At 71.1% G+C, this 21,138-nt stretch carries 21 protein-coding genes and 1 pseudogene; 8 read left to right on the top strand and 14 right to left on the bottom strand.

What is annotated here, in order from left to right:
* Nucleotides 1–140: 140 nt before the first annotated feature.
* Both CFN78_RS25800 and CFN78_RS25795 read right to left on the bottom strand, forming a co-directional pair.
* Complete coding sequence (locus tag CFN78_RS25800) at nucleotides 141–557, bottom strand: FAD synthase family protein (protein WP_094865628.1); 417 nt, start codon at nucleotides 555–557, stop codon at nucleotides 141–143.
* A 346-nt stretch (nucleotides 558–903) separates the two neighbouring features.
* On the bottom strand, nucleotides 904–1,203 hold the full coding sequence (locus CFN78_RS25795) for a hypothetical protein (protein WP_094865627.1): 300 nt from the start codon (nucleotides 1,201–1,203) through the stop codon (nucleotides 904–906).
* Between the two features lie 667 nt (nucleotides 1,204–1,870).
* Between CFN78_RS25795 and CFN78_RS25790 the strand changes: the two genes are divergently transcribed.
* Nucleotides 1,871–3,343: a DEAD/DEAH box helicase gene (locus tag CFN78_RS25790; protein WP_420807928.1), complete on the top strand. Its 1,473-nt coding sequence runs from the start codon at nucleotides 1,871–1,873 to the stop codon at nucleotides 3,341–3,343.
* A gap of 108 nt (nucleotides 3,344–3,451) precedes the next feature.
* On the top strand, nucleotides 3,452–4,435 hold the full coding sequence (locus CFN78_RS25785; RefSeq protein ID WP_094865697.1) for a zinc-binding dehydrogenase: 984 nt from the start codon (nucleotides 3,452–3,454) through the stop codon (nucleotides 4,433–4,435).
* On the opposite strand, the gene CFN78_RS25780 is transcribed toward CFN78_RS25785, so the two are convergent.
* Complete coding sequence (locus CFN78_RS25780) at nucleotides 4,419–4,661, bottom strand: hypothetical protein (RefSeq protein WP_094865626.1); 243 nt, start codon at nucleotides 4,659–4,661, stop codon at nucleotides 4,419–4,421. The genes CFN78_RS25785 and CFN78_RS25780 overlap by 17 nt on opposite strands.
* 278 nt (nucleotides 4,662–4,939) lie before the next feature.
* Here CFN78_RS25780 and CFN78_RS25770 point away from each other — a divergent pair.
* Together CFN78_RS25770 and CFN78_RS25765 are read left to right on the top strand one after the other, a co-directional pair.
* Nucleotides 4,940–5,700: pseudogene (locus CFN78_RS25770) on the top strand (GntR family transcriptional regulator).
* 200 nt (nucleotides 5,701–5,900) lie between these two features.
* Nucleotides 5,901–6,689, top strand: coding sequence for a crotonase/enoyl-CoA hydratase family protein (locus tag CFN78_RS25765; protein WP_094865624.1), 789 nt, complete (start codon nucleotides 5,901–5,903; stop codon nucleotides 6,687–6,689).
* On the opposite strand, the gene CFN78_RS25760 is transcribed toward CFN78_RS25765, so the two are convergent.
* The 6 genes from CFN78_RS25760 to pruA all read right to left on the bottom strand — a co-directional run bounded on the left by CFN78_RS25760 (nucleotide 6,676) and on the right by pruA (nucleotide 12,712).
* Nucleotides 6,676–7,206, bottom strand: a complete 531-nt coding sequence (locus CFN78_RS25760) for a hypothetical protein (RefSeq protein ID WP_094865623.1) — start codon at nucleotides 7,204–7,206, stop codon at nucleotides 6,676–6,678. The genes CFN78_RS25765 and CFN78_RS25760 overlap by 14 nt on opposite strands.
* Nucleotides 7,203–8,294 (bottom strand): DNA polymerase III subunit beta family protein, encoded by a 1,092-nt coding sequence (locus CFN78_RS25755; protein ID WP_094865622.1) that lies wholly within the window; start codon nucleotides 8,292–8,294, stop codon nucleotides 7,203–7,205. Before CFN78_RS25755 ends, CFN78_RS25760 begins: the two co-directional genes overlap by 4 nt.
* 99 nt (nucleotides 8,295–8,393) lie before the next feature.
* On the bottom strand, nucleotides 8,394–8,636 hold the full coding sequence (locus CFN78_RS25750) for a glutaredoxin family protein (RefSeq protein WP_205660651.1): 243 nt from the start codon (nucleotides 8,634–8,636) through the stop codon (nucleotides 8,394–8,396).
* Nucleotides 8,633–10,084, bottom strand: coding sequence for an amino acid permease (locus tag CFN78_RS25745; protein WP_094865621.1), 1,452 nt, complete (start codon nucleotides 10,082–10,084; stop codon nucleotides 8,633–8,635). The genes CFN78_RS25750 and CFN78_RS25745 overlap by 4 nt, the downstream gene beginning before the upstream one ends.
* A gap of 48 nt (nucleotides 10,085–10,132) precedes the next feature.
* Nucleotides 10,133–11,059 carry a proline dehydrogenase family protein gene (locus CFN78_RS25740; protein ID WP_094865620.1) on the bottom strand — a complete coding sequence of 309 codons (927 nt, stop codon included), beginning with the start codon at nucleotides 11,057–11,059 and terminating at the stop codon, nucleotides 10,133–10,135.
* Between the two features lie 27 nt (nucleotides 11,060–11,086).
* Nucleotides 11,087–12,712: an L-glutamate gamma-semialdehyde dehydrogenase gene (gene pruA / locus CFN78_RS25735; RefSeq protein WP_094865619.1), complete on the bottom strand. Its 1,626-nt coding sequence runs from the start codon at nucleotides 12,710–12,712 to the stop codon at nucleotides 11,087–11,089.
* 153 nt (nucleotides 12,713–12,865) lie between these two features.
* Here pruA and CFN78_RS25730 point away from each other — a divergent pair, with 153 nt between their 5' ends.
* Nucleotides 12,866–14,503, top strand: a complete 1,638-nt coding sequence (locus tag CFN78_RS25730; RefSeq protein ID WP_094865618.1) for a PucR family transcriptional regulator — start codon at nucleotides 12,866–12,868, stop codon at nucleotides 14,501–14,503.
* A 71-nt stretch (nucleotides 14,504–14,574) separates the two neighbouring features.
* Here the strand turns inward: CFN78_RS25730 and CFN78_RS25725 are convergent, their stop codons facing one another.
* Together CFN78_RS25725 and CFN78_RS25720 are read right to left on the bottom strand one after the other, a co-directional pair.
* Nucleotides 14,575–15,453: an alpha/beta fold hydrolase gene (locus tag CFN78_RS25725; RefSeq protein WP_240519691.1), complete on the bottom strand. Its 879-nt coding sequence runs from the start codon at nucleotides 15,451–15,453 to the stop codon at nucleotides 14,575–14,577.
* Between the two features lie 59 nt (nucleotides 15,454–15,512).
* Nucleotides 15,513–16,886, bottom strand: a complete 1,374-nt coding sequence (locus tag CFN78_RS25720) for an amidase (protein WP_094865617.1) — start codon at nucleotides 16,884–16,886, stop codon at nucleotides 15,513–15,515.
* 97 nt (nucleotides 16,887–16,983) lie between these two features.
* Between CFN78_RS25720 and CFN78_RS25715 the strand changes: the two genes are divergently transcribed.
* Nucleotides 16,984–17,976 carry a D-cysteine desulfhydrase family protein gene (locus CFN78_RS25715; protein WP_094865616.1) on the top strand — a complete coding sequence of 331 codons (993 nt, stop codon included), beginning with the start codon at nucleotides 16,984–16,986 and terminating at the stop codon, nucleotides 17,974–17,976.
* 9 nt (nucleotides 17,977–17,985) lie between these two features.
* On the opposite strand, the gene CFN78_RS25710 is transcribed toward CFN78_RS25715, so the two are convergent.
* Nucleotides 17,986–18,720: a DUF998 domain-containing protein gene (locus CFN78_RS25710; RefSeq protein WP_094865615.1), complete on the bottom strand. Its 735-nt coding sequence runs from the start codon at nucleotides 18,718–18,720 to the stop codon at nucleotides 17,986–17,988.
* 63 nt (nucleotides 18,721–18,783) lie between these two features.
* The gene (locus tag CFN78_RS25705) at nucleotides 18,784–19,566 is read right to left on the bottom strand and encodes a hypothetical protein (RefSeq protein ID WP_094865614.1); all 783 of its coding nucleotides are present in this window, start codon (nucleotides 19,564–19,566) and stop codon (nucleotides 18,784–18,786) included.
* A 66-nt stretch (nucleotides 19,567–19,632) separates the two neighbouring features.
* Here CFN78_RS25705 and CFN78_RS25700 point away from each other — a divergent pair, with 66 nt between their 5' ends.
* Nucleotides 19,633–19,839 carry an RNA polymerase sigma factor sigma-70 region 4 domain-containing protein gene (locus CFN78_RS25700; RefSeq protein WP_094865613.1) on the top strand — a complete coding sequence of 69 codons (207 nt, stop codon included), beginning with the start codon at nucleotides 19,633–19,635 and terminating at the stop codon, nucleotides 19,837–19,839.
* Between the two features lie 2 nt (nucleotides 19,840–19,841).
* Nucleotides 19,842–20,384, top strand: a complete 543-nt coding sequence (locus CFN78_RS25695; protein WP_094865612.1) for a Clp protease N-terminal domain-containing protein — start codon at nucleotides 19,842–19,844, stop codon at nucleotides 20,382–20,384.
* A gap of 73 nt (nucleotides 20,385–20,457) precedes the next feature.
* Here the strand turns inward: CFN78_RS25695 and yczE are convergent, their stop codons facing one another.
* Nucleotides 20,458–21,138, bottom strand: a complete 681-nt coding sequence (gene yczE, locus CFN78_RS25690) for a membrane protein YczE (protein ID WP_094865611.1) — start codon at nucleotides 21,136–21,138, stop codon at nucleotides 20,458–20,460.

Here is a 21,138-nt window from a genome sequence, read left to right as displayed (position 1 = left end):
GGTGCGCCGCGCGGGAAGTGATCGGGTGCGGTGAGCGTCGATGGCCGTTCACAAGAACGGGTGCTCACTCGTTCGAGTGATATTAACGTGAGGTCGCCGGTCCGCGGCCGGGAAGTGGCCCATCTCCGGGCGCGGGCTGTTCACGCGCTCTCGGTGATCATCTTGCGCAGCGCGGTACTGGAGGTGTGCATCGTGTACGGGAAGTAGACGACCGTCGCGCCGACCGCGCCGAGTCGCTGTTCCAGTGACTCGCCGCGCGGGGTGCCGCGCCAGTCGTCCCCCTTGAACAGCACGTCGTAGCCGAACTCCCGCCACGACTCGAACTTGTCCACGTGCCGGTCCACCACGACCTCGTCCACGTGGCGGATGCTGCCGACGATCTCCAGCCGCTCGGCCAGCGGCACGATCGGCAGGCGCGCCTTCGCCCGGACGATCACCTCGTCGTCCACCACGCCCGCGACCAGCCGGTCGCAGTGCGCGCGGGCATGGCGCAGGATGTTCAGGTGCCCGATGTGGAACAGGTCGTACGCGCCGGGGGCGTACCCGATCACGGCCACGGTGTTTCTCCAGCCTCAGTGCGTCGCTCGGTCATCCGGGGTGCGGGTGAACCGTCACCCCGCCGACACGGCCCATTCGGACGGGTGTCACCTGATATAGGTATAGGTCCGGGGCAAACGTTACGCATATGGCTATCTCAACGCGATAACGACCGGGAATACTGCGCGATCGTCGACGCGGAGCAGACGACTCGGCACCGAGATACGGCCATTCGGCCGTGCGGGCTGGACCGTTCGATGGCGGGCGTCGCGGTAGGTGGTCACGCGGGGCCCTGGCCCGCCGGGCCCTCCGGGACCTCACCACGCGGGCGAGTACCCCAGGAGGACCGGCGGCGCGGCGGAGACGCTACGGAAGCCGGCGCGCGGAGGGCAGCAGGTCGGTGCGCAGCGTGGTGCCACCGAGGAAGGACGGTGCGGGCTCGGCGGCCGGGGTGACGACCTGTGCGGGCTCACCGTACTGACGGACGGCATCGTGCAGGCCGAGCATGGCGAGCAGACTGCTGCAGTCCTCGGCGTCGATCGAATGACCCGCGACCGTACGGCTCGCCTTGTCCCGCTGGATGTTCTCGAAGCTCTTGGCCTGGGCGCGAGCGCGCTCGAACTCGCCGCCCGCGACGTCGCGAGTCCTTCGTGTTGCCGGATTCATCGGGCTCCTTGCCTCGTCGGAAAAACCTTCGCGAATGGCAAATCGTTACGTGGTAACCAGCGCCCGGCATGTGCTCGCCGTGCACTCCGTGGCCCCGCATGTGCGGTGCGTTCCGGACCGGCCGGCGTGCCGGTGCTCCCGTTCTCCGGCCGCGTCTCGGCGTCCGGTCGATCGTCGAGGCGAAACCGGCTTTCACCGGCGAGTGAGTCGCGCTCGACACACTGACAGTACCCCACGTCGTCCGGGTTACGTACGTTCCTTTGTGACAAAGGATACGTTGTCGACCGGTCACTCATCGTCACAAACGGAAGAATCCACGTCAGTCCTATTGGGACGGACACAGTGGACGATCGAAACGGCGAGCGCACACCGACTCGAACACGTTGAACAGCAACGATTTCGCTCGCCCTGTAGCTCCCGGTAACTGCGCCGTCAAAGAACAGTCCGATGTGGACGAACTTGCCGCGGCGACCACGAGCGCCCGGCCGGGAACGCGGTGTCACGGGGTAACCGAGGCCCGATGGATGCGGGACCGTGACCGCCGTCGTACAGTACGCACAGGCCCGCTCAGTTCTGCCTCGGGCCGAATCTCCATGTCGACCACCACGCGCCGCGGCCACCATGGTCTGCGCCGGGCAGGACGACCCTTCGATGTTCGGAGCCCTCTATGGCGGCACGCCGCCCCGAAGACATGCCCGCCCCCTCGTTCGCCGAGCTGGGCGTTCCCGCCGACCTGGTATCCGCACTCGCGGAGACCGGCGTCGACACCCCGTTCCCGATCCAGGCCGCGACCCTGCCGGACTCCCTGGCGGGCCGAGACGTACTCGGCCGCGGCCGCACCGGATCCGGTAAGACCTACGCCTTCCTGCTGCCACTGCTGGCCCGGCTCTCGCAGTCCGGCAGCGGCCGCAGGCCCGGCAGGCCTCGCGCACTGGTGCTCGCGCCCACCCGTGAACTCGTCAACCAGATCGAGGCGTCCATCGCCCCGCTGGCGAAGCGGCTCAGACTGCGCACCATGACGGTGTTCGGCGGGGTGCGGCCCAACCCGCAGATCAACGCGCTACGCGCCGGGGTCGACGTGCTGATCGCCTGCCCCGGTCGGCTGCTCGACCACTTGTCCACCGGGCACGCCCGGCTCGACGACGTCGAGATCACCGTGCTGGACGAGGCGGACCACATGGCCGACCTCGGATTCCTGCCCGCCGTCCGGAAGCTGCTCGACGCCACTCCCGCCGACGGGCAGCGGATGCTGTTCTCCGCCACCCTCGACTCCGGCGTGGACGTCCTGGTGCGGCGGTACCTGACCAACCCGGTCACGCACAGCGTCGACTCGGCCGAGTCGCCCGTGGCGACCATGACGCACCACGTGCTGCACGTGGGCGCGGACGCACGGCTGCCGGTACTCGTCGACCTCACCGCGGCCCCCGGCCGGACGCTGGTGTTCACCCGCACCAAGCACGGCGCGAAGAAGCTCACCAAGCAGCTCGTCGCCGCCGGGGTGCAGGCGGTCGAGCTGCACGGCAACCTCGGGCAGACCGCCCGGACCCGCAATCTGGACGCGTTCTCCGGCGGTGGTGCGACCGCACTGGTAGCCACCGACATCGCCGCCCGCGGTATTCACGTCGACGACGTCAGCCTGGTCATCCACGCCGACCCGCCCGCCGAGCACAAGGCGTACCTGCACCGTTCCGGTCGCACGGCCCGCGCGGGCGCCTCCGGCACGGTGGTCACGCTGATGACCGACGCGCAGGTGGCCGACGTGCGCGATCTGACGCGCAAGGCGGGCATCCGTCCCAGGACCACGCGGCTGGATCCGCAGCACCCGCTGCTGGCGGAGCTGGCCCCCGGCGAGCGCATCTTCGTCACCCCGCCGCCGAAGGAGGCCGCGCAGCCGCGCAGGCCCCGTCGTCCGGCGGCCGCGCGTGGCGAGAAGCAGGGCGGGCGCCGCGGCGGCGAGCAGGCCGCGTCCCGTGGCGGCTCCGGTGGCGGCAGGCAGAGTTCCGGCGGTTCCGGTGGTTCCGGCGGAAGCAGGCAGGGTTCCGGTGGCGGCAGGCGCCGCGCCGCTGCCCCGTCGCCCGGTGCCGGGGGCGCTGCCGCGTTCTCGGCGGGAGCGCGTTCCGGGCGGCGCCGGTCCCGCTGATCCGCGGCGAACGGTTGACCTCTACATAACTTCAGCTTCTACCGTGGTCTCCGCCGGTACGGGCGGGCGTCGTCCCGTACGGCATCGACGGAGTTCACGGAGAAGATGATGCGCGCTGTTCGGCAGTACGAGTTCGGGCCCGCGGAGAACCTGCTCTTCGAGGAGGTTCGCGATCCGCTGCCCGCTGCCGGGCAGGTGCGCATCTCCGTCGCCGCGTCCGGGGTGCACCTGATCGACACGGCCATCCGCAGCGGTACCGGGGGTGGCCCTTTCCCGCTGCCGGAACTGCCGATGACGCCGGGCCGGGAGGTCGCCGGAACCGTCGACGCGCTCGGCGACAGGGTCCCGCGATCCTGGCTGGGCGCGCGCGTGGTCGCGCACCTCGGCCAGGCCAGTGGCGGATACGCCGAACTCGCCGTGGCCGACCTGGCGTCGGTGCACACGCTGCCCGAGAACGTCTCGCCTGGCTCCGCGGTCGCCATGATCGGTACCGGCCGCACCGCCGTGGGCCTGCTCGACGTGGCGGAACTGACCGCCGACGACGTCGTACTGGTCACCGCCGCGGCCGGCGGTATCGGCTCGCTGCTGGTGCGCGAGGGCCGCAACCTCGGTGCGACCGTCGTCGGGCTCGCGGGCGGGAAGGCGAAGGCCGGCCTGGTGCGTGAACTCGGCGCGGACATCGCCGTCGACTACACCGACCCCGGCTGGCCAACGCTGGTTCGCTCGGAACTGGGCGAAAGGGCCGTCACCGTCCTGCTGGACGGTGTCGGTGGCGAACCCGCCGGGCACGCACTGCAACTGCTGGGGCCGGGCGGGCGCGTGCTGCTGTTCGGCTGGTCGGCCGGGTACGCCGCGCCGGTCACCGGCGAACTGCTCATGTCGCGCGGGCTCAGCGCCGTCTCGCCACTCGGACCCCGGCTGTGGCAACGGGCAGGCAGCCTGCGGGCGCTGGAGGAGAAGTCGCTGCGGGCGCTCACGACGGGCAGGCTCACGCCGCTCGTCGGCGAACCGTTCGCGCTCGCCGAGGCCGCCACCGCCCACCGTGCGCTGGAATCCCGCCGCACCACCGGAAAAGTCACCCTGAAGCCGTGACCGCCCACCCCCGCCGTAACAATGCGAGCCGGGCCCGATCCAGCCCTGGCAGCAGGTCGTGCTCGATGCCGCTGAGCGCACGGCGCACGTGTTCGCCGGCATCGTCCGGCACGTTGCAGCTCAGTCGTTCAAGCTGGTCAGCGATGGCGATGGTGGACGCGACAAGTCGCAGCAACCACTCAGCCGCGCATTCCTCGACCTCTGTGTCGCCGACGGCGGGGGTCATCGCCTCACCGCTTGGCACAGGTCGTTGGCCATCCGGAAGGCCGGAAGCATTCTGTCGAGCTGCTCGGCTTCGAGCTGTTCGTCGGTCGACCGACGAGCGCGTGTGGCCCACCTGGACAAGCTCGCCGCCAGCCAGATCGCCGGAGAGAAAACAGACAGCAGCAATGTCGCCCAAAGCATCGCGTTCCAATCAACTGGTCAACTTGTCCTGACCAGTTGCCCTGGCACGTGGAGCCGTAACTGGTCAAGACGACAGCTCGTGAGGAGAATGGTGCGATGGTGATCGACCGAACCAGCGGCCTTCCCCTCTTCCGGCAGGTCGCCGCGGACCTCCGCAGCGGATCACCGAGGGCGACTACGGCCCCGGCGCAAGACTTCCCAGTGAGCGCGAACTGGTCGGCTCCTACGGCGTGTCCCGCCCGACGATCCGTGATGCCGTCAACGTGCTTCGCACCGAGGGAATCGTGACGGCGGAGCACGGCCGTGGGGTCTTCGTGACGCCGCCGGCGCGGATCCGGCGGCTCGCCAGATCGAGGTTGTCCCGTGCCGCCCGGGAACGGAATCAGGGGGCGTTCCTGGCCGATGCGGCGGAGCAGGGGTTCACGCCCTCGTCCTCGGTGAAGGTCCGCTTCGAGAAGGCCGACGCGCGCGTCGCCGAACATCTGGCGGTCGAGGTCGGCTCGGACATCACCGTCCGGGACAGGGTTATGCGCGCCGACGGGCTCGTGGTCCAGCTCGCGGTATCCCGGCTGCCACGCGAATTCACCCGCGGTTCCGCGTTGGAGAAGGTCGACACCGGCCCGGGTGGCGCATACGCCCGTCTCGAGGAAGCGGGCCACGTGATCGCCGACTTCGCCGAGTACGTCGGGGCGCGCATGCCGACCCCGGACGAGGCGGTGCATCTCCAGCTCTCGGCCGGTACCCCGGTGGTGACCGTGACCCGCGTCGCCCGCCGCGCGGACGGCACACCGATGGAGTGCAACGACATGGTGCTGCCCGCCGACCGCTACGAACTCACCTACGAGTGGCGCGCCGACTGACCCTCTCCGGGCGCTTCCGCCCGCAATATGTCGACGTATTGCGATGCCTTGTGCACGATGCTTCGCAATATGTCGACGTATTGCGGTGGGAAGGCGGCCATGGTGGCGGGTGAGGGGAAGGTCACCGGTCGCGCAGCGTTCGCCAGGGCGTCACCGTGTGACAGGGTTTGCCTGACGATCCGCCTAGCCGAGGAGCGTGCATGACCCACCGCGTCACCGTCGAACGCGACGGACACGTGATGCTGATCGGCATCGACCGTGCCGCCAAGCGCAACGCCTGGGACCTGCAGACGATCGCCGAGGTGGGCGCCGCCTACGACCGGCTCGCCGAGGACGAGGAGGCCCGCGTCGCCGTCCTCTTCGGACACGGCGACCACTTCAGCGCCGGGCTCGACCTGGCCGACGTCTTCCCCGCCGTCGCCGAGCACGGCCCGGACGCGCTGTCCGGCGACGGCAGGCACGATCCGTTCGGCCTGTGGAAGGAACCCGTCGGCAAACCCGTCGTCCTTGCCGTGCAAGGGATCGCCTACACGCTGTCGATCGAACTGGCGCTCGCCTGCGACATCGTCGTCGCCGCAGACGACGTCCGGTTCCGGCAGCTCGAGATCGGCCGCGGGATCCTGCCCTTCGGCGGGGCGACGCTGCGCGCCCCTGCCCAGCTCGGCTGGGGCAACGCGATGCGCTTCCTGCTCACCGGCGAGGAGTTCGGTGCCGAGGAGGCGCACCGGATCGGGCTGGTGCAGGAGGTCGTCCCGGCGGGCGAGCAGTTCGACCGGGCGGTGGCACTGGCCAAGGTGATCGCCGCGCAGGCGCCGCTGGGCGTCGCGGGCACGCTGGCCAACGCCCGCGTCGCCCTGCGCTCCGGCTCCGAGCGCGCCGCCGCCGAACACCTCAAGGGCGTCCTGCCCGGCGTCGTCGCCAGCGAGGACGCCGCCGAGGGCGTGCAGAGCTTCGTCGAACGGCGGGAAGCCCGCTTCACCGGTCGCTGACCGCTCCAGGGGCGCCGGGCCGTGGCTCGGTGGACCGCTGTTCGATCGCCGCGGCCACCTCGGTGGTCGCCTGCCGGATCATCGCCCCGTACGCGTCGTCGGCCAGGGTGTCCTGGTGCCGCCGCACCGCGGCGATGTGCTCGGCCGTGGCGTCGAAGGAGCCGAGACGGCGGAAGTTGTCGGCGAGATTGAGATGCAGGGACGGGCGGAACCCGGCCACCCGCAGACTGTCGTGGTGCCGCCGCGCCCGTTCGTCGGTCAGCGCCTCCACGGCGTCCAGTGCGCGGACGTCCCAGACGAGCGCCTGCGCCGGATCCTCGAAGAGATCCGCGAGATAGTGGGCGAGTCCGCAGCGGTGCAACGGGTCGCCCGCCGCGCCGATCCGGTCCCAGATCCGGAGCAGGCTTTCCCCCGCGGCCGCGGTGTCCCCCGCGCCGGCGAGGGCCAGCGCCGCGCCGATCTCGGTCATCGTCGGATCGGGCGATTCGGTCGCCGCGCTCGTTTCCGTGGGGCTCATTCTCGGTTGCCTTCCGTGCTCGGAACGGTGGTGTCGGGGGCCAGCGGCATCACCAGCGTGGTGAGGTCGCCGTCGGCGGCGGAGCGCACCACCACCGGCAGGTCCGGTGCCGCCAGGTCGATCAGCACGTCCGGGCCGACCGCCGTGCTGATCGCCGGGTACAGGCTGGGCAGGTCGAAGTCGATATCGATCGCCGGCCCGGTCAGCACGGCCGGGATCGACCGCGTTTCCGCCCCGGCCGACCGGACCGTCACCGCCGCACCGCCCGCGGGCAGCCGGAACCGGACCCGCCGCTCCGGCTGCTCCTCCAGGACGCGACGGAGGGCGTCGCGGCCGATCAGCGCGCGGGTGCGGGTCTCGGGCAGGGAAGCCAGCAGCAGCCGCCAGTCCGGGAAGGTCGCTGCCAGCGTCCGGCAGTCCCTGGCCTCGGTGTCCGTGGCGATCCGGAGCCCGCCGCCGGACGGATGCACGGCGAGCGAGTGCTGCCGCCGCGTCCACGGCATCAGCAGCCGCAGGCCGTCGGCGTCCGCGGTCACCGACCAGCCCTCGCCGCCGGGCAGTTCCACCACCAGCGTGCGCGTCGAGAGCCGGTAGCGGTCGGTCGCCGTGAGCACGAGACCATCGGCCCGCGCCTCAAGGTGCACGCCGTTGAGCACCGGCAGACCGGGTTCGTGGATGGTGGCGGTCAGCACCTGTTCGACGGCGTGGGTGAACACCGCCCCGCCGAGCCGCACCGGCGGCGGGCCGGACGCCGGTGCCAGCGCCGCCCGAACGGCCGCCGCCGTGGCCCGCGCTCGCTCCACTCGGTCGGCCGGGTGCGCGAGGTGCTCGTCGATGATCGCCGACGCCGCCTGCGCGCCGGCCGCGAGCACCTCGGCGACCCGGTCCAGCGGCATCTCCATCTCGCGCAGCCGCCGGATCAGCACGGCGCGCTCGGCCTGCGCGGGCGTGTAGTAGCGGTACCCGGACGTTGGATCCACAGTGGACGGTTCGAGCACCCCGCTGTCCGCGTAGAACCGCAGGGCGCTCGCCGTCAGACCACTGGAACGGGCGAGAACGCCGATCGTGATCAGTTCGGGCTCCGGCACCGCCCCATCATCGACCTTCAGGTAACTCGAAGGTCAAGCCCCGTGTACGCCGAACGGGCCCCCTCTCGGCGAAGGGACCCGTTCGGTGTTCGTTTCCGGTCAGCGGTCGAGATACGCGGCGAGTTCCTCGTCGCTCGGCTCCACCAGGTGGCCGCCGTCCGGCCAGACGATGGTCGGGATGCGGCGGGCGCCGTCCTGCAAGACCCGCACGGCGGCGTCCGCCTGCTCCGAGGCCTCGACATCCACGTACTCGTAGGCGATCCCGCGGCCGTCGAGCAGTGCCCTGCTGCGCCGGACGTCCGGGCACCAGCTCGCGCCGTACACGATCGGCGTGCCCGTCACGACTGCGTCTCGCTGTCCGGGCTGTTGCCGGGGGCGAGCAGCGACTTACGGCGGCCGTAGACGAGGTAGATGATCAGGCCGACGCCGAACCAGGCGGCGAAACGGAGCCAGGTCTCGGGGTTGAGGAAGGTGATCAGCCACAGCGAGAAGATGACGCCGATGGCGGGCACGAAGGGCATGCCGGGGCACTTGAACCCGCGCGGTAGGTCGGGCTGCTTGTAGCGCAGGACGATCACGGCGATACAGACGACCACGAACGCCAGCAGGATGCCGATGTTGGTGAGCTCCGCCGCCTCACCGATGGGCAGCAGCCCGGCGATGACCGCGGACGCACCGCCGAGGATCCAGGTGATCCGGGACGGGACCTTCTTGGTGGCGTGGGTCTTGGAGAACCACTTCGGCAGCAGACCGTCGCGGCTCATCGAGTAGCCGACGCGGGTGGCGCCCATCATGAAGGTGAACAGAACGGTGAGGATGCCGAGGATCGCGCCGACGGCGATGATCAGACCGACCCATTCCAGGCCGATGTTCGCGAAGGCGCTGGAGAACGCCGCTTCGCCGTCCACGTCCTTGTAGTTGACCATCCCGGTGAGGACCAGGCAGGCCAGCACGTAGAGGACCATCGAGATGCCCAGCGAGTACAGGATCGCCTTGGGCATGTGCTTCTGCGAGTCGATGGATTCCTCGGCGGCGGTGGACATCGCGTCGTAACCGAAGACGGCGAAGAACACGGTCGCGGCGCCGGTGAACGCTCCGGTGAGGCCGAAGGGAGCGAACGGGTCGTAGTTGCCGGTGTTGATGTGGAACGCGCCGACGACGACGATCAGCAGGACCACGCCGACCTTGAGGTAGACGAGCAGCGTCTCGAAGCGGGCCGCGTTCTTCATGCCCTGGTTGAGAATGAAGGCGATCAGCAGGCACAGCAGCGCGGCGAAGAGGTTGATCTTGTAGCTGCCGGAGGCGACACCCTCCGGTTCGGTGCCGGGGGCACCGATCATCCAGGTGGGCAGCGAGATGTCCAGGAAGCCGAGCAGGTCGTTGAAGTAGCCGGAGATTCCGATGGCGACGACGGCGACGATGGCGGTGTATTCCAGTAACAGATCCCAGCCGATGAACCAGCCGACGATCTCGCCGAGAACGGCGTACCCGTAGGTGTAGGCGGATCCGGCGCGCGGGATGAGCCCGGCGAACTCAGCGTAGGAGAAAGCGGCCGCGGCGCTGGCGATACCGGCGATCAGGAAGGAGATGAGGACGGCGGGCCCGGCGGTCTCGTTGGCGACCTGTCCGGCGAGAGAGAAAATGCCGGCACCGATGATGCCGCCGACGCCGATCGCGGTGAGCTGTCGCAGGCCCAGGGTTTTCTGCAGGCCCCCGCCGCTGGTGTCGGCGATGGTGTCGATGGGTTTACGCCGGAAGACTCCGGTCGTGCCCCGTGCACTGGTGGACATGTCGTCTCTCACCTTTCGGACAGCCGTCGCGGCCACGCAGGGCCGCGGTCAGCCCTTGGACACGAACGAGCGGAAGAAGAACGCCAGGTTGGCAGGGCGTTCACCCAGCCTGCGCATGAAGTACGGATACCACTCGCCGCCGTACGGCACGTACACCCGCATCTTCCGTGCGCGCCTGGCCAGTTCTGTCTGCTCGTTCGGGCGGATTCCGTAGAGCATCTGAAACTCGAAGTCGTCACTCGAACGCCCGGTCCGGTCGACCAGGTCCTCGGTGATCTCGATCAGCCGGGGGTCGTGGGTGGCGACCATCGGATAACCTTCGCCCGCCATCAGGATCTTCAGACAGCGGACGTACGCGGCGTCCACATCGGACTTCTGCCGATACGCGACGGACGCGGGTTCGTCGTAGGCGCCCTTGCACAGCCGGATCCGGGATCCCGGGCCGGACAGTTCGGCGCAGTCGGCCTCGGTGCGGTGCAGGTACGCCTGGAGCACCGCGCCCGTCGAGGGGAAGTCCGCGCGCAGCGCACGCACGATCCCCAGCGTCGAATCGGTGGTCGTGTGGTCCTCCATGTCCACCGTGACGGTGGTGCCCGCGGCGGCCGCCGCCTCGCAGATGCGCCAGGCGTTGTCCAGGGCGACGCGGTCCCCGTCGACGGGCAGTGCCTGGCCGAGAGCGGACAGCTTCACCGACACCTCGGCCCGGGCGGACAGACCGGCCTCGTCGAGCTTGCCGAGCACGGCCCGGTAGGCGTCCACGGTGGCGTCGGCCTGGGCACGGTCGAGGGTGTCCTCGCCGAGATGGTCGAGCGAGACGTACCGGTCGGCGGCGAGCACCTTGGCCGCCCGCACCGCGCCGTCCACCCCCTCGCCCGCGATGAAGCGATCGACGATGGGACGCAGCACCGGGGTGCGCTCGACGACGGTGCGGCAGCCGTTGGACCGGGAGGCGGCGATCAGCGCGGAACGAAGCATGGGGTTCCTTCCTCGGACGGGCGGGAATCAGCCCTGGTGGGGGTAGCCGGACGAGGTCGGCGGCACGAAGGTCTCCTTGATCGTGCGCGGGCTGGCCCAGCGCAGGAGGTTGTAGATCGAGCCCGCCTTGTCGTTGGTGCCGGAGGCGCGGGCGCCGCCGAACGGCTGCTGGCCGACGACGGCGCCGGTCGGCTTGTCGTTGACGTAGAAGTTGCCCGCCGAGAAGCGCAGTGCCTGGCTCGCCCGGTTCACCGCCGCACGGTCGTCGGCGATGATCGCGCCGGTCAGCCCGTACGGCGAGCCTGTATCCACATCGGACAGAACGCGGTCGAAGTCGTCGTCTTCGTAGACGTGCACCGCGAGTACCGGACCGAAGTACTCGGTGGAGAAGATCTCGTGTGAAGGGTCGGAGCCCTCCAGCACGGTCGGCCGGACGAAGTAGCCCCGCGAGTCGTCCGCGGTGCCACCGGCGAGCACCCGCACCGTGTCGTCGGCGTGCGCCATCCGCTGCACGGCGTCGAGCTTGTCGTAGCTGCGCTTGTCGATGACCGCGCCCATGAAGTTGGCGAAGTCGGTGACGTCGCCCATCGACAGAGCGTCCACTTCGGACGCCAGGTCGTCGCGGAGCTTGCCCCACAGGGACTTCGGCACGAACGCCCGTGAGGCGGCGGAACACTTCTGTCCCTGGAACTCGAAGGCGCCGCGGACCAGCGCGGTACGCAGCACGTCGACGTTCGCGCTGGGGTGGGCGAGCACGAAGTCCTTGCCGCCGGTCTCGCCGACGATGCGCGGGTAACCGTGGTAGCCGGCGATGTTCGCACCGACGGTCGACCAGAGGTGCTGGAAGGTACGGGTGGAGCCGGTGAAGTGGATCCCGGCCAGCGCCGGGTCGGCGAGCGCGACCTCGGAGACCTCCAGCCCGTCACCGGTGAGCAGGTTGATGACGCCGGGGGGCATCCCGGCGGCTTCGAGCAGCCGCATGGTCAGGTGCGCGGACAGGCCCTGCGTCGGCGAGGGCTTCCACAGGACGGTGTTGCCCATCAACGCGGGCGCGGTCGGCAGGTTTCCGGCGATGGCGGTGAAGTTGAACGGGGTGATCGCGTAGACGAAGCCTTCCAGCGGCCGGTAGTCCAGCCGGTTCCACACGCCGGGCGAGCTCATCGGCTGCTCGGCGTGGATCTGCCGGGCGAAGTGCACGTTGAAGCGCCAGAAGTCGGCGAGCTCGCAGGCCGAGTCGATCTCCGCCTGGATCGCGGTCTTCGACTGGCCGAGCATCGTGGCGGCGTTGATCGTGTCGCGCCACGGGCCGGAGAGCAGGTCCGCGGCGCGCAGGATGATCGCCGCGCGCTCGTCGAACGGCAGCTCCCGCCACGTCTTCGCGGCACCGAGCGCGGCGGCGACGGCGTCCTTCGCGTCGGCGCGGGTGGCGCCGCGCATGGTGCCGAGCACGTGGCCGTGGTCGTGCGGCTGGACGACGTCGATCTCCGGTCCGCCGCCGAGGCGCTGCTCACCGTCGATGGTCGAGGTCAGCTCGAACCGCTCACCCGCCAGCTCGGCCAGCTTCGCCTGCAGGCTCGCCCGTTCGGCGCTGCCCGGGGCGTAGTCGCGTACCGGCTCGTTGCGGGGCGCGGGCGGCTGGGTGATCGACTCCATGTGCTGACCCTCTCGACGGCTGAGTTTTGACGGCTGGTTTCCACGCTGTGGACGTCGAAGGAACGTTAGGCGGCACACCCAGTGGCCGAGTTGTCTGATCGGATACTCTTTCGGGGTGAGGATTGTTCGATCGGCCAAGCCTGTGGACCGTCCGTGAGCGGAACCACCCTGCGTCAGCTCCTGCATGCCATCGGCGATCCGCTGCTCGATCTGCACCCCGCCGACGCCGGCCTGGACGCCACCGTCTCCGGCATCACGATCCTCGACCCGGACGACGAACTCGGCAGCTATCCCGAGGAACTCGTACTGGTCATCGGCGCGCGCGGACGCGAGGCGATCCGGTACGTCCGGGCCGCCGCCCGCCGGGGAGCCACCGCCGCGGCGGTGAAGGTGGACCCCGCCCAGCAGCAGGCCTCCGGCAACAGTTCCGAGCTGCGCACCGCCGCCGCCGAGGCCGGGATCGCGTTGCTGGCCGTCCGTCCCGACGTGCGCTGGGACCAGCTCGAAACGCTGATGCGCGAGGTGCTCGGCGCCGCCGCGATCGAGGGCGAGGAGGGCACGGACGATCTGTTCTCCCTCGCGCAGACCCTGGCGGTGCTCACCGCGGGCAGCGTCACCATCGAGGACGCCGGCAACCGCGTACTCGCCTACTCGCGATCCGACGACGAGGTGGACGAGCTGCGCAGGCTCTCCATCCTCGGCTGGGAGGGTCCCGAGCAGTACCTGGCGAAACTGCGGGAATGGGGCGTCTTCCAACGACTCCGGGTCGGCGAGGAGGTCGTCCGCATCGCCGAGCGGCCCGACTTCGGCATCCGCCGCAGGCTCGCCATCGGCATCCGGGCGGGCACCCAGCACCTCGGCACCATCTGGGTGCAGGAGGGCCGCGAGCCGATCGCCGAACGTGCGGAGAGCGCCCTGCTCGGTGCGGCCCGGGTCGCGGCCACCCACCTGCTGCGGCAGCGCAACGAGGCGGTGCCCGGCAGGCGGTCCCGGCAGGACCTGGCTTCCGGATTGCTGGACGGCCGGATCAGTCCCGACCTGGTGGCAGGCAACCTCGGCCTGGACCCGGCCCGCCCGGTCGCCGTGATCGCCTTCGACGCCCGGCCAGGTGGCGACGGTTCGGCCACCGAGCTGAACCGCGCCGAGCTGGTGAACGCCGTCTCGGTGCAGGTCACCTCCTTCCGCAGGGCCGCGCTCGTCACCACGGTGGGCTCGCGGGTGTACGCCCTGCTGCCGGACGTCCCGGCGCGGGCCGAACAGCAACTCCGGTCGCTCGCCGAGGAGATCGTCCGGGTGCTGTGGCGGCGGGTCCGCGTCCGCGTGCGGGCCGGGATCGGTTCGCCGTTACCCGGACTGGCGCAGGTCGGCCGGGTTCGCGGCGAGGCGGACCGGGTGGTGGATGCCATGGGGCGCAAGGGAAAGAGCCATCAGGGAGACGACCAGCAGGGAAGCGACCCAGACGTGGCGACCATCGCCGACCTGCGCGCCGAGGTACTGCTGAGCGAGACGCTGGCGATGCTGGAGGGCAACCCGGATCTGCGTGACCCGGCCGTCGCGGCGCTCGGCACCTACGACGGCAACCACGGCACCGAGCTTTCCGCTTCCCTGCTGGCGTTCCTCGACTCGATGGGCGACGTGCGCGGGGCCGCCACCGCGCTGCACGTCCACCCGAACACCCTGCGGCATCGCATCCGCCGCGCCACCGCCGTCAGCGGGATCGACCTCGACGATCCGCGCGCCCGCCTGCTCACCCACCTGCAACTGGTCCTCGCCACCCGCGCCCCGGAGTAAACGAGCGAACCGAGACCCAGGCCGGCGTGACCCGGTCCTCGCCACCCAAGCCCCGCGGTGACCGCCGGTGCTCAGCCCGCCAGGAACGGGCGCAGCGCGTCGAGCGTGGCCCCCGGCTGCTCCTCGGCGAGGAAGTGGCCGCAGCGGTCGATCGGCGTGCCGGTGACCTCGGCGGCGTACTCGCGCCAGATGTCGAGCACCGGATAGGCACCGACCAGCCCGTCGCCACCCCACACCACGAGCAGTGGGACGTCCACCCCGCGGCCGGCCGTGGCGTCCGCGTCGTCGTGCTCGGCGTCGGCCGGGAAGGAGGCGCGATAGTCGTCGAACCCGGCCCGCAGCGCGCCCGGTGCGGAGAAGGCGCGCACGTACTCGGCCACGGACGCCTCGTCCAGACCGCCCCGCTGGTACGTCCAGCGCTCGAAGAAATAGCCCAGGTACGCGGCGACGTCCTTGCCCGCCAGCAACTCGGGCAGGTCCGGCTGGAGGTGGAACAGCCAGTGCCAGTACCCCTTCGCCAGGTCGCCGTCCATCCGCCGCCACATCTCCCGGGTGGGCAGGATGTCGAGTACGGCCAGCCGGTCGATCTGCTCCGGACGATCGAGTGCCCAGCGATGCGCGACCCGGCCGCCGCGATCGTGCCCGACCACGCTCGCCGTGTGGAAACCCAGTGCGGGCACCAGTTCCGCGAGATCCGCCGCCATCGTCCGCTTGTCGTAACCGGTGACCGGCTTGTCCGTGCGGCCGTACCCGCGCAGGTCCGGGGCGACGACGGTGTGCGTCCGCGCGAGTTCGCCCGCGATCCGGTGCCAGCAGTGCGAGGTCTGCGGCCAGCCGTGCAGGAGCAGCAGCGGACCGTCCCCCTGCCGCCGGTAGTGCATCCGGATCCCGTTCACCGTCGCCGTACCGGTGCCGCCCATGCCCGTTCCGTCGTCAGTCCCGGCATTCATCGGGCCTCCTCGTTTTCGCCGGTGTCACCGCGCCACGCCCGATTCTCCGGCCTCAGGGGTCATCCCGCCGGGCGGCGGTCCTGCCAGCGTTCGACGGATTCCAGTTGCGCGGCAAGGGAGATCAGCAGTTCCTCGCTCGACTCCGGACCCAGCAACTGCGCCCCGAGCGGCAGCCCGTCACCGTCCGGTCCGGCCGGGACGTTCACACCCGGCCAGCCGAGCAGGTTCCACGGCCAGGCGTACGGGCAGGCCGCGATCATCGCCTGGTCGGTCTGCCAGCCGGTCAGCGAGTCGAAGGTGCCGACCCGGAACGGCGGCGTGGCGGTGGTGGGCACCAGCAGCACGTCGACGTCCTGGAACACCGCGCCGATCCGCTTGTGCAGCAACGGTTCCGCGGCGCGGGCCAGCCGCAGCGCCCGCCCGCCGAGCAGTCGCCCGGTACGCGCGTTGGCGCGGGTGCGCGGATCGAGCAGCGCGGCGTCCGGCGTCCGTCCGGCCCAGGCGTGCACCCCGGCAAGTGACCGGGGCAGGAAGTGCAGGCCGGCCAGCCGGTAGCGGGGCCGGACCGGGACGAGTTCGTGGCCCAGCGCGCGCAGCGATCCGGCCAGCCGCGCCACCGCCGCGCGCACCTCCGGGTGCAGGGACGTGTCGGTGCCGGTGAACGGGATCCGCGCGGAAAGGCCGACCCGCAACCGGCCTGGCTCGCGCCGCGCCGCGGTGCGGTAACGGGTTCCCGCGTCGGCCATCACGTCCAGCAGCAGAGCCGCGTCGCCGACCGTGCGCGCAAGGGGGCCGTGCACCGTCAGCCCGTGGAACAGTTCCGCCTCGGGGGCGGTGCTGACCAGTCCGCGCTGTGTCTTGATGCCGACCAGGTTGTTCCAGGCGGCCGGGATGCGGACCGACCCGGCGCCGTCGGAGCCGATCGCGGCGGGCACCAGCCCGGCCGCGACGGCCGCCGCCGAACCGCCGGAGGAACCGCCCGCGGAGAAGTCCGAGTTCCACGGATTGCGGGTGGCACCGAACGCGCTGCCCTCGGTGAACGGCCACTGACCGATCTCCGGGGTGTTCGTCTTGCCGACGATCACCGCACCCGCCGCCTTGAGCCTGGTGACCAGTTCGGCGTCGGTCTCGCTGACCGGGAACTCCCCTGGGCAGCCGAACGCGGTCGGGTATCCGGCCAGATCGGTGTCGTCCTTGATCGCCACCGGCACGCCGAGCAGTGGGGCGCGTTCGCCCGCGTCCAGCCCGCGGTCGGCAGCGGCGGCCTCCCGGATCGCGGCCTCGGTACGGACGTGCCGGAAGGCGTTGAGCGTGGGCTGCGCTTCGTCGATGCGGCGCAGGGTGTCCGCGACGAGGTCCGCCGAGGTCACTTCACGGCGGGCGAGCCGCTGCGCGAGCGTGGCGAGTCCGGCGTTGGCGAGCGTCGGGGTCATGGCGTCTCCGTCGGTGTCTGCTGTAGGAACGATGACACGGACTTCCCGTCCGGGCCAGGCGAACATGAAGCATTCTCACGTCGATTCGGAGGCGCGGATGACGCTCGACCTCGCGCGGTTCCCGCGCGCGACCCTCGGAGTGTGGCCGACGCCACTACAGGATGCGCCGCGGCTCGGTGAGGTGGCGGGGGCAGCCGTGCTGCTCAAGCGCGACGACGTCAATCCCCTCGGCGCCGCGGGCAACAAGCTGCGCAAGCTGGAGTTCCTGCTCGGTGCCGCCGTGGCCGAAGGCGCCGACACCGTCGTCACCTTCGGCGCGGTGCAGACCAACCACGGCAGGCAGACGGCGGCCGCCTGCGCCCGGCTGGGCCTGCGCTGCGAACTCGTCCTGACGGCGAAAGTGCCCCGCGCGGGCGCCGCCTACGACACCTCCGGCAACGTGCTGCTGGACCACCTCTTCAGTGCCCGCGTGCACGTCTGCCGCGACGCCGGGGAGACGGCGGCTGCCTACGAGCGCGTCCGCGCCGAGGCGGAGGCGGACGGCCGCCGTCTCGCCACGATCCCGGTCGGCGGTTCGGACTCCGTCGGCTCGCTGGGCTACGTCGCCGCCGCCGTGGAACTCGCCGGGCAACTCGCCGACCGCGGCGTGGACGCCGCCCGTGTGCTCGTGCCGATGGGCAGCGGCGGCACGGCTGCGGGTCTCGCGGTCGGCTTCGCCGCGCTCGGCGTGGCGCACCGGGTGGACGTCGGCTGCGTCGGCATGCCCGCGGACGAGACGGCCGCCGAGGTCACCCGCCTCGCCGGGGAGACGGCCAGGCTGCTCGGCGTCGACGCTCCGCCACCGGAGCACATCCGTTACGACGACACGGTTTTCGGCCCCGGCTACGGCGTGCCGACCGAGCGCGGCTGGGCGGCCCTGCGCACCTTCGGCCGGACCGAGGGTGTGGTCCTGGAACCCGTCTACACCGGGAAGGCCGCCGCCTCGCTGCTGGACGGCCGGTACGGCGGCGAGGACGTGGTCTTCGTGCACACCGGCGGCATGCCGGGCCTGTTCGCCTACGCGCCCGAGGCCGTGGACGCACTGGCCTGAGGCACCCGCTCAGCTCGTGCCGAGTTCGGCGGGTTCGGTGAGCCCGCCAGAGCGGGGCAGCTTCGCCGTCGAGACGGCCGCCCAGGTCATTCCGGTCAGCAGCGCCAGATCGGCGGCCAGCGCCAGCCGCTGCGCGAACCCGACCGGCAGCCAGGACGACACCTCGGCCAGCACCGGCACACTCGGGAACGCCGCGATGACGTAGCTGATCCCGAACAGGGCGAGCATGCCGACGCCGATCCACGTCAGCCGCAGCAGAACGGTGCGCATCCGCCGCAGCGCGGGCGATTCGCGCATCCGGTCGGCGAGGGAGAAGCCGACGCCCGGCAGGCTGAGGAAGGCGATCAGGCAGGCGTACTGGTGGATCCGGCCGCTCGCCGGGTCCACCCGCTCGCCGAACGAGGCGGGAAACAGCGCGGCCGTCACCAGTCCCACTGCCCAGGCGGAGAGCAGGGTGCGGGCGGTGCGGGTGACCGGGACGCCCGCCGCCTGCAGGGCGCCCAGCAGCGTGAAGGATCCGATCGCCAGCGAGAGCACGCTCGCCTCCAGCATGCCGCCGCCGTTGTTGGTGACCGCGTAGCTGCTGATGGTGTCGCGCACCGGATCGTGTGAGCTGACGAGGTGCAGAAGGATCATGGTGAACAACGCCCACCCGATCGCGGCGCCCGATGCCAGCACCCACGGACGTGTCCGGGCGACCGCCTGGCCGGCCGCCTCTGATCGCTCCGCCTCCATGTCCCGCATAACGTCAAGAATGGCGGAAATACTCCGCGGGCATATCGGGGGATTGCCCTGATATGGACCCTCTTATCGGGTGAAATCCACAAGAACCAGAGCCTGGTCGTCGTGCCGCTTCCGGCGGGGCCACCGGACGCGATCCGGGTCCTCGCCCTCGGCGGCGCGGACGATGTCGAGCACGGCCTGCGGGCCGTCGGAACGGGCGCGCTCACGCAAGCGGAACCAGTCGAAGAGGCCGTACTCGTCGACGCCGACGGATACCCCGTCGCTGGCGAGCAGTACCGAGCTGATCTCCGCTCTGGGCCAGCTCGCGGTGATCGCGTGCTCGGCCGCGGCGGGGTCGGCTTCGGCGACCCAGAAGCCCTCCTCGGTGTTGCGCAGGTTCGCCACCTCGGAACCGTCACCGAGACGTCCGGCCTCGCGCAGCCGGGCGAGCCGGTAGTCGCCCAGCACGGTGACCGTCTCCTCGGCCTCCGGCGCAGGGCGGGTGAAGACGACGATCGGGCTGTCCGCGAGTACGAGGGCGTCCAGAGTGCTCGCGTTCCAGCGGAGCATGGCCACCGTGCTCGACGGGGCGTGCCGCTTGCGCAGGCCGTGCTCGTTGGCGACACCGCCGATGGAGCGGGCGAGGGTGTTGTCCAGATCGGCGTCCGGGGTTTCGCGCAGCTCCCGGGTGATCCGGTCGGCCAGCACGCCCGCGTACCAGCCGGGGGCAGGCAGCCGGGGGTTCTCCGAGGTCGCGCCGTCCAGCAGCACGACGGCGTTGTCCAGCACGGCCACCCGGTCCTCGCTCGGCCGGGATTCCCCGTCCTCGCCGACACCGGCTCGCTCGGCCACCTCGATCGTTGGCACGCCCCGACAGTAGTAGCCGTCAACCGGGGTTGACGACGGGCGTCACGTCAACGTAAGTTGACGGACATGACGGATGCCACGAGCCTCGCCACCAGCGCCGGCGACCGCGACCCCGCCGTCGGGTTGCGCGCCGTCGCGGCACTGCGGCGACTGCTGGAACAACTCGAAGCCGTACAGGTCCGCAGTGCGCGGGTGCGGGGCTGGTCGTGGCAGGAGATCGCCACCGAGCTCGGCGTCAGCAAGCAGGCGGTGCACAAGAAGCACGGGAGGTAGCCATGTTCGAACGCTTCTCACGGAACGCGCGGCTCGCGGTGGTCGGCGCGCAGGAGTCCGCCAGGGCCGCGCACGCACCCGAGATCGGTGCCGAGCACCTGTTGCTCGCCCTGCTCGACGGGCAGGGTTACGCCGCCCGTTACCTGGCCGACCGGCTCGGTGGCGACCGGACGCTCGCCGCCGAGTTCGACCGGATCCGGCGGCAGGCGGGACTCGGCCCCGCCGACGCGCGGGCACTCGGCGAACTCGGCATCGACGTGCGGCAGGTCGTCGACGCGGTCGAGCGTGAGCACGGCCCCGGCGCACTCGCCCGGCCACGCGAACCCGGACGACGCCGAGGGCACCTCCCGTTCGACCGGGAGGCGAAGCTGACCCTGAAACGCACACTCGGCGAGGCGATCGCGCTCGGCGACCGCAGCATCGGCACCGAGCACGTCCTGCTCGCGCTGCTGAACGGGACGGGGGCGGTCGCCGACGTCCTCGCCGCCCACGAGATCGGCTACCTCGACCTGCGTTCGGCACTGGCCCGCAGGCAGGCGAGCTGACCCGCAGCACCAACCCCGGCCCGCCTACGACACCGCCCCGCAGGCAGACGAGCCGACCCGCAGCACTCTCCGGTCAGCCGCGCCGCCGGTCCCGCCAGGTGACCATCGGCAGGAAGGCCTGGATCATCGGGCCGATGGCGAGGGCGTAGAGCACGGTGCCGACGCCGAAGGTGCCGCCGAGCGCCCAGCCACCCGCCAGCGCGGTCAGCTCGATCAGGCTGCGCACCACCCGTACCGACCAGCCGGTACGCGCCGCCAGTCCGGTCATCAGGCCGTCGCGCGGGCCGGGGCCGAGGCGGGCGCCGACGTAGACGGCGGTCGCCACGCCGTTCAGCACGATGCCGCCGACCAGCAGCGTGATCTGCCAGCCCAGCTCGTGCTGCTCGGGAAGGACGAGCCGGACCAGGTCGACGGTCACGGCGATGATCGCGACGTTCGCGGCGGTGCCGATCCCGGGACGCTGGCGCAGCGGGATCCACAGCAGCAGCACGCCGATCGAGGCGATCGCCGTGATGGTGCCGAAGCTCAGTCCGGTCAGCTTCGTCAGGCCCTCGTGCAGCACGTCCCACGGGCTCAGGCCGAGCGCGGCGCGGGTCTGCATCGCCAGGCTGGCGCCATAGAGGGCGAGACCGAGGGTGAGCTGGGTCAGCCGCCGCGCGGGGTCGACGGTGACGCCGACCGGACGGAGGTCCACGGACCGGGTGTTTGAGCGAGCCACACCGTCACTATCCGCATCTTTGGCTGGTCTATCCAT

This window comes from Amycolatopsis antarctica, from assembly GCF_002262875.1.
Taxonomy (GTDB): domain Bacteria; phylum Actinomycetota; class Actinomycetes; order Mycobacteriales; family Pseudonocardiaceae; genus Amycolatopsis; species Amycolatopsis antarctica.
Note: the sequence above shows the minus strand (reverse complement) of the source record. Positions and strands in the feature narration are given on the sequence as shown.

Coding starts and splice junctions, on each gene's coding strand:
- CFN78_RS25795 (WP_094865627.1), bottom strand. CDS start 1,203: ATGAATCCGGCAACACGAAGGACTCGCGACGTCGCGGGCGGCGAGTTC.
- CFN78_RS25790 (WP_420807928.1), top strand. CDS start 1,871: ATGGCGGCACGCCGCCCCGAAGACATGCCCGCCCCCTCGTTCGCCGAG.
- CFN78_RS25785 (WP_094865697.1), top strand. CDS start 3,452: ATGCGCGCTGTTCGGCAGTACGAGTTCGGGCCCGCGGAGAACCTGCTC.
- CFN78_RS25780 (WP_094865626.1), bottom strand. CDS start 4,661: ATGACCCCCGCCGTCGGCGACACAGAGGTCGAGGAATGCGCGGCTGAG.
- CFN78_RS25765 (WP_094865624.1), top strand. CDS start 5,901: ATGACCCACCGCGTCACCGTCGAACGCGACGGACACGTGATGCTGATC.
- CFN78_RS25760 (WP_094865623.1), bottom strand. CDS start 7,206: ATGAGCCCCACGGAAACGAGCGCGGCGACCGAATCGCCCGATCCGACG.
- CFN78_RS25745 (WP_094865621.1), bottom strand. CDS start 10,084: ATGTCCACCAGTGCACGGGGCACGACCGGAGTCTTCCGGCGTAAACCC.
- CFN78_RS25740 (WP_094865620.1), bottom strand. CDS start 11,059: ATGCTTCGTTCCGCGCTGATCGCCGCCTCCCGGTCCAACGGCTGCCGC.
- pruA (WP_094865619.1), bottom strand. CDS start 12,712: ATGGAGTCGATCACCCAGCCGCCCGCGCCCCGCAACGAGCCGGTACGC.
- CFN78_RS25725 (WP_240519691.1), bottom strand. CDS start 15,453: ATGAATGCCGGGACTGACGACGGAACGGGCATGGGCGGCACCGGTACG.
- CFN78_RS25720 (WP_094865617.1), bottom strand. CDS start 16,886: ATGACCCCGACGCTCGCCAACGCCGGACTCGCCACGCTCGCGCAGCGG.
- CFN78_RS25715 (WP_094865616.1), top strand. CDS start 16,984: ATGACGCTCGACCTCGCGCGGTTCCCGCGCGCGACCCTCGGAGTGTGG.
- CFN78_RS25710 (WP_094865615.1), bottom strand. CDS start 18,720: ATGCGGGACATGGAGGCGGAGCGATCAGAGGCGGCCGGCCAGGCGGTC.
- CFN78_RS25700 (WP_094865613.1), top strand. CDS start 19,633: ATGACGGATGCCACGAGCCTCGCCACCAGCGCCGGCGACCGCGACCCC.
- CFN78_RS25695 (WP_094865612.1), top strand. CDS start 19,842: ATGTTCGAACGCTTCTCACGGAACGCGCGGCTCGCGGTGGTCGGCGCG.
- yczE (WP_094865611.1), bottom strand. CDS start 21,138: ATGGATAGACCAGCCAAAGATGCGGATAGTGACGGTGTGGCTCGCTCA.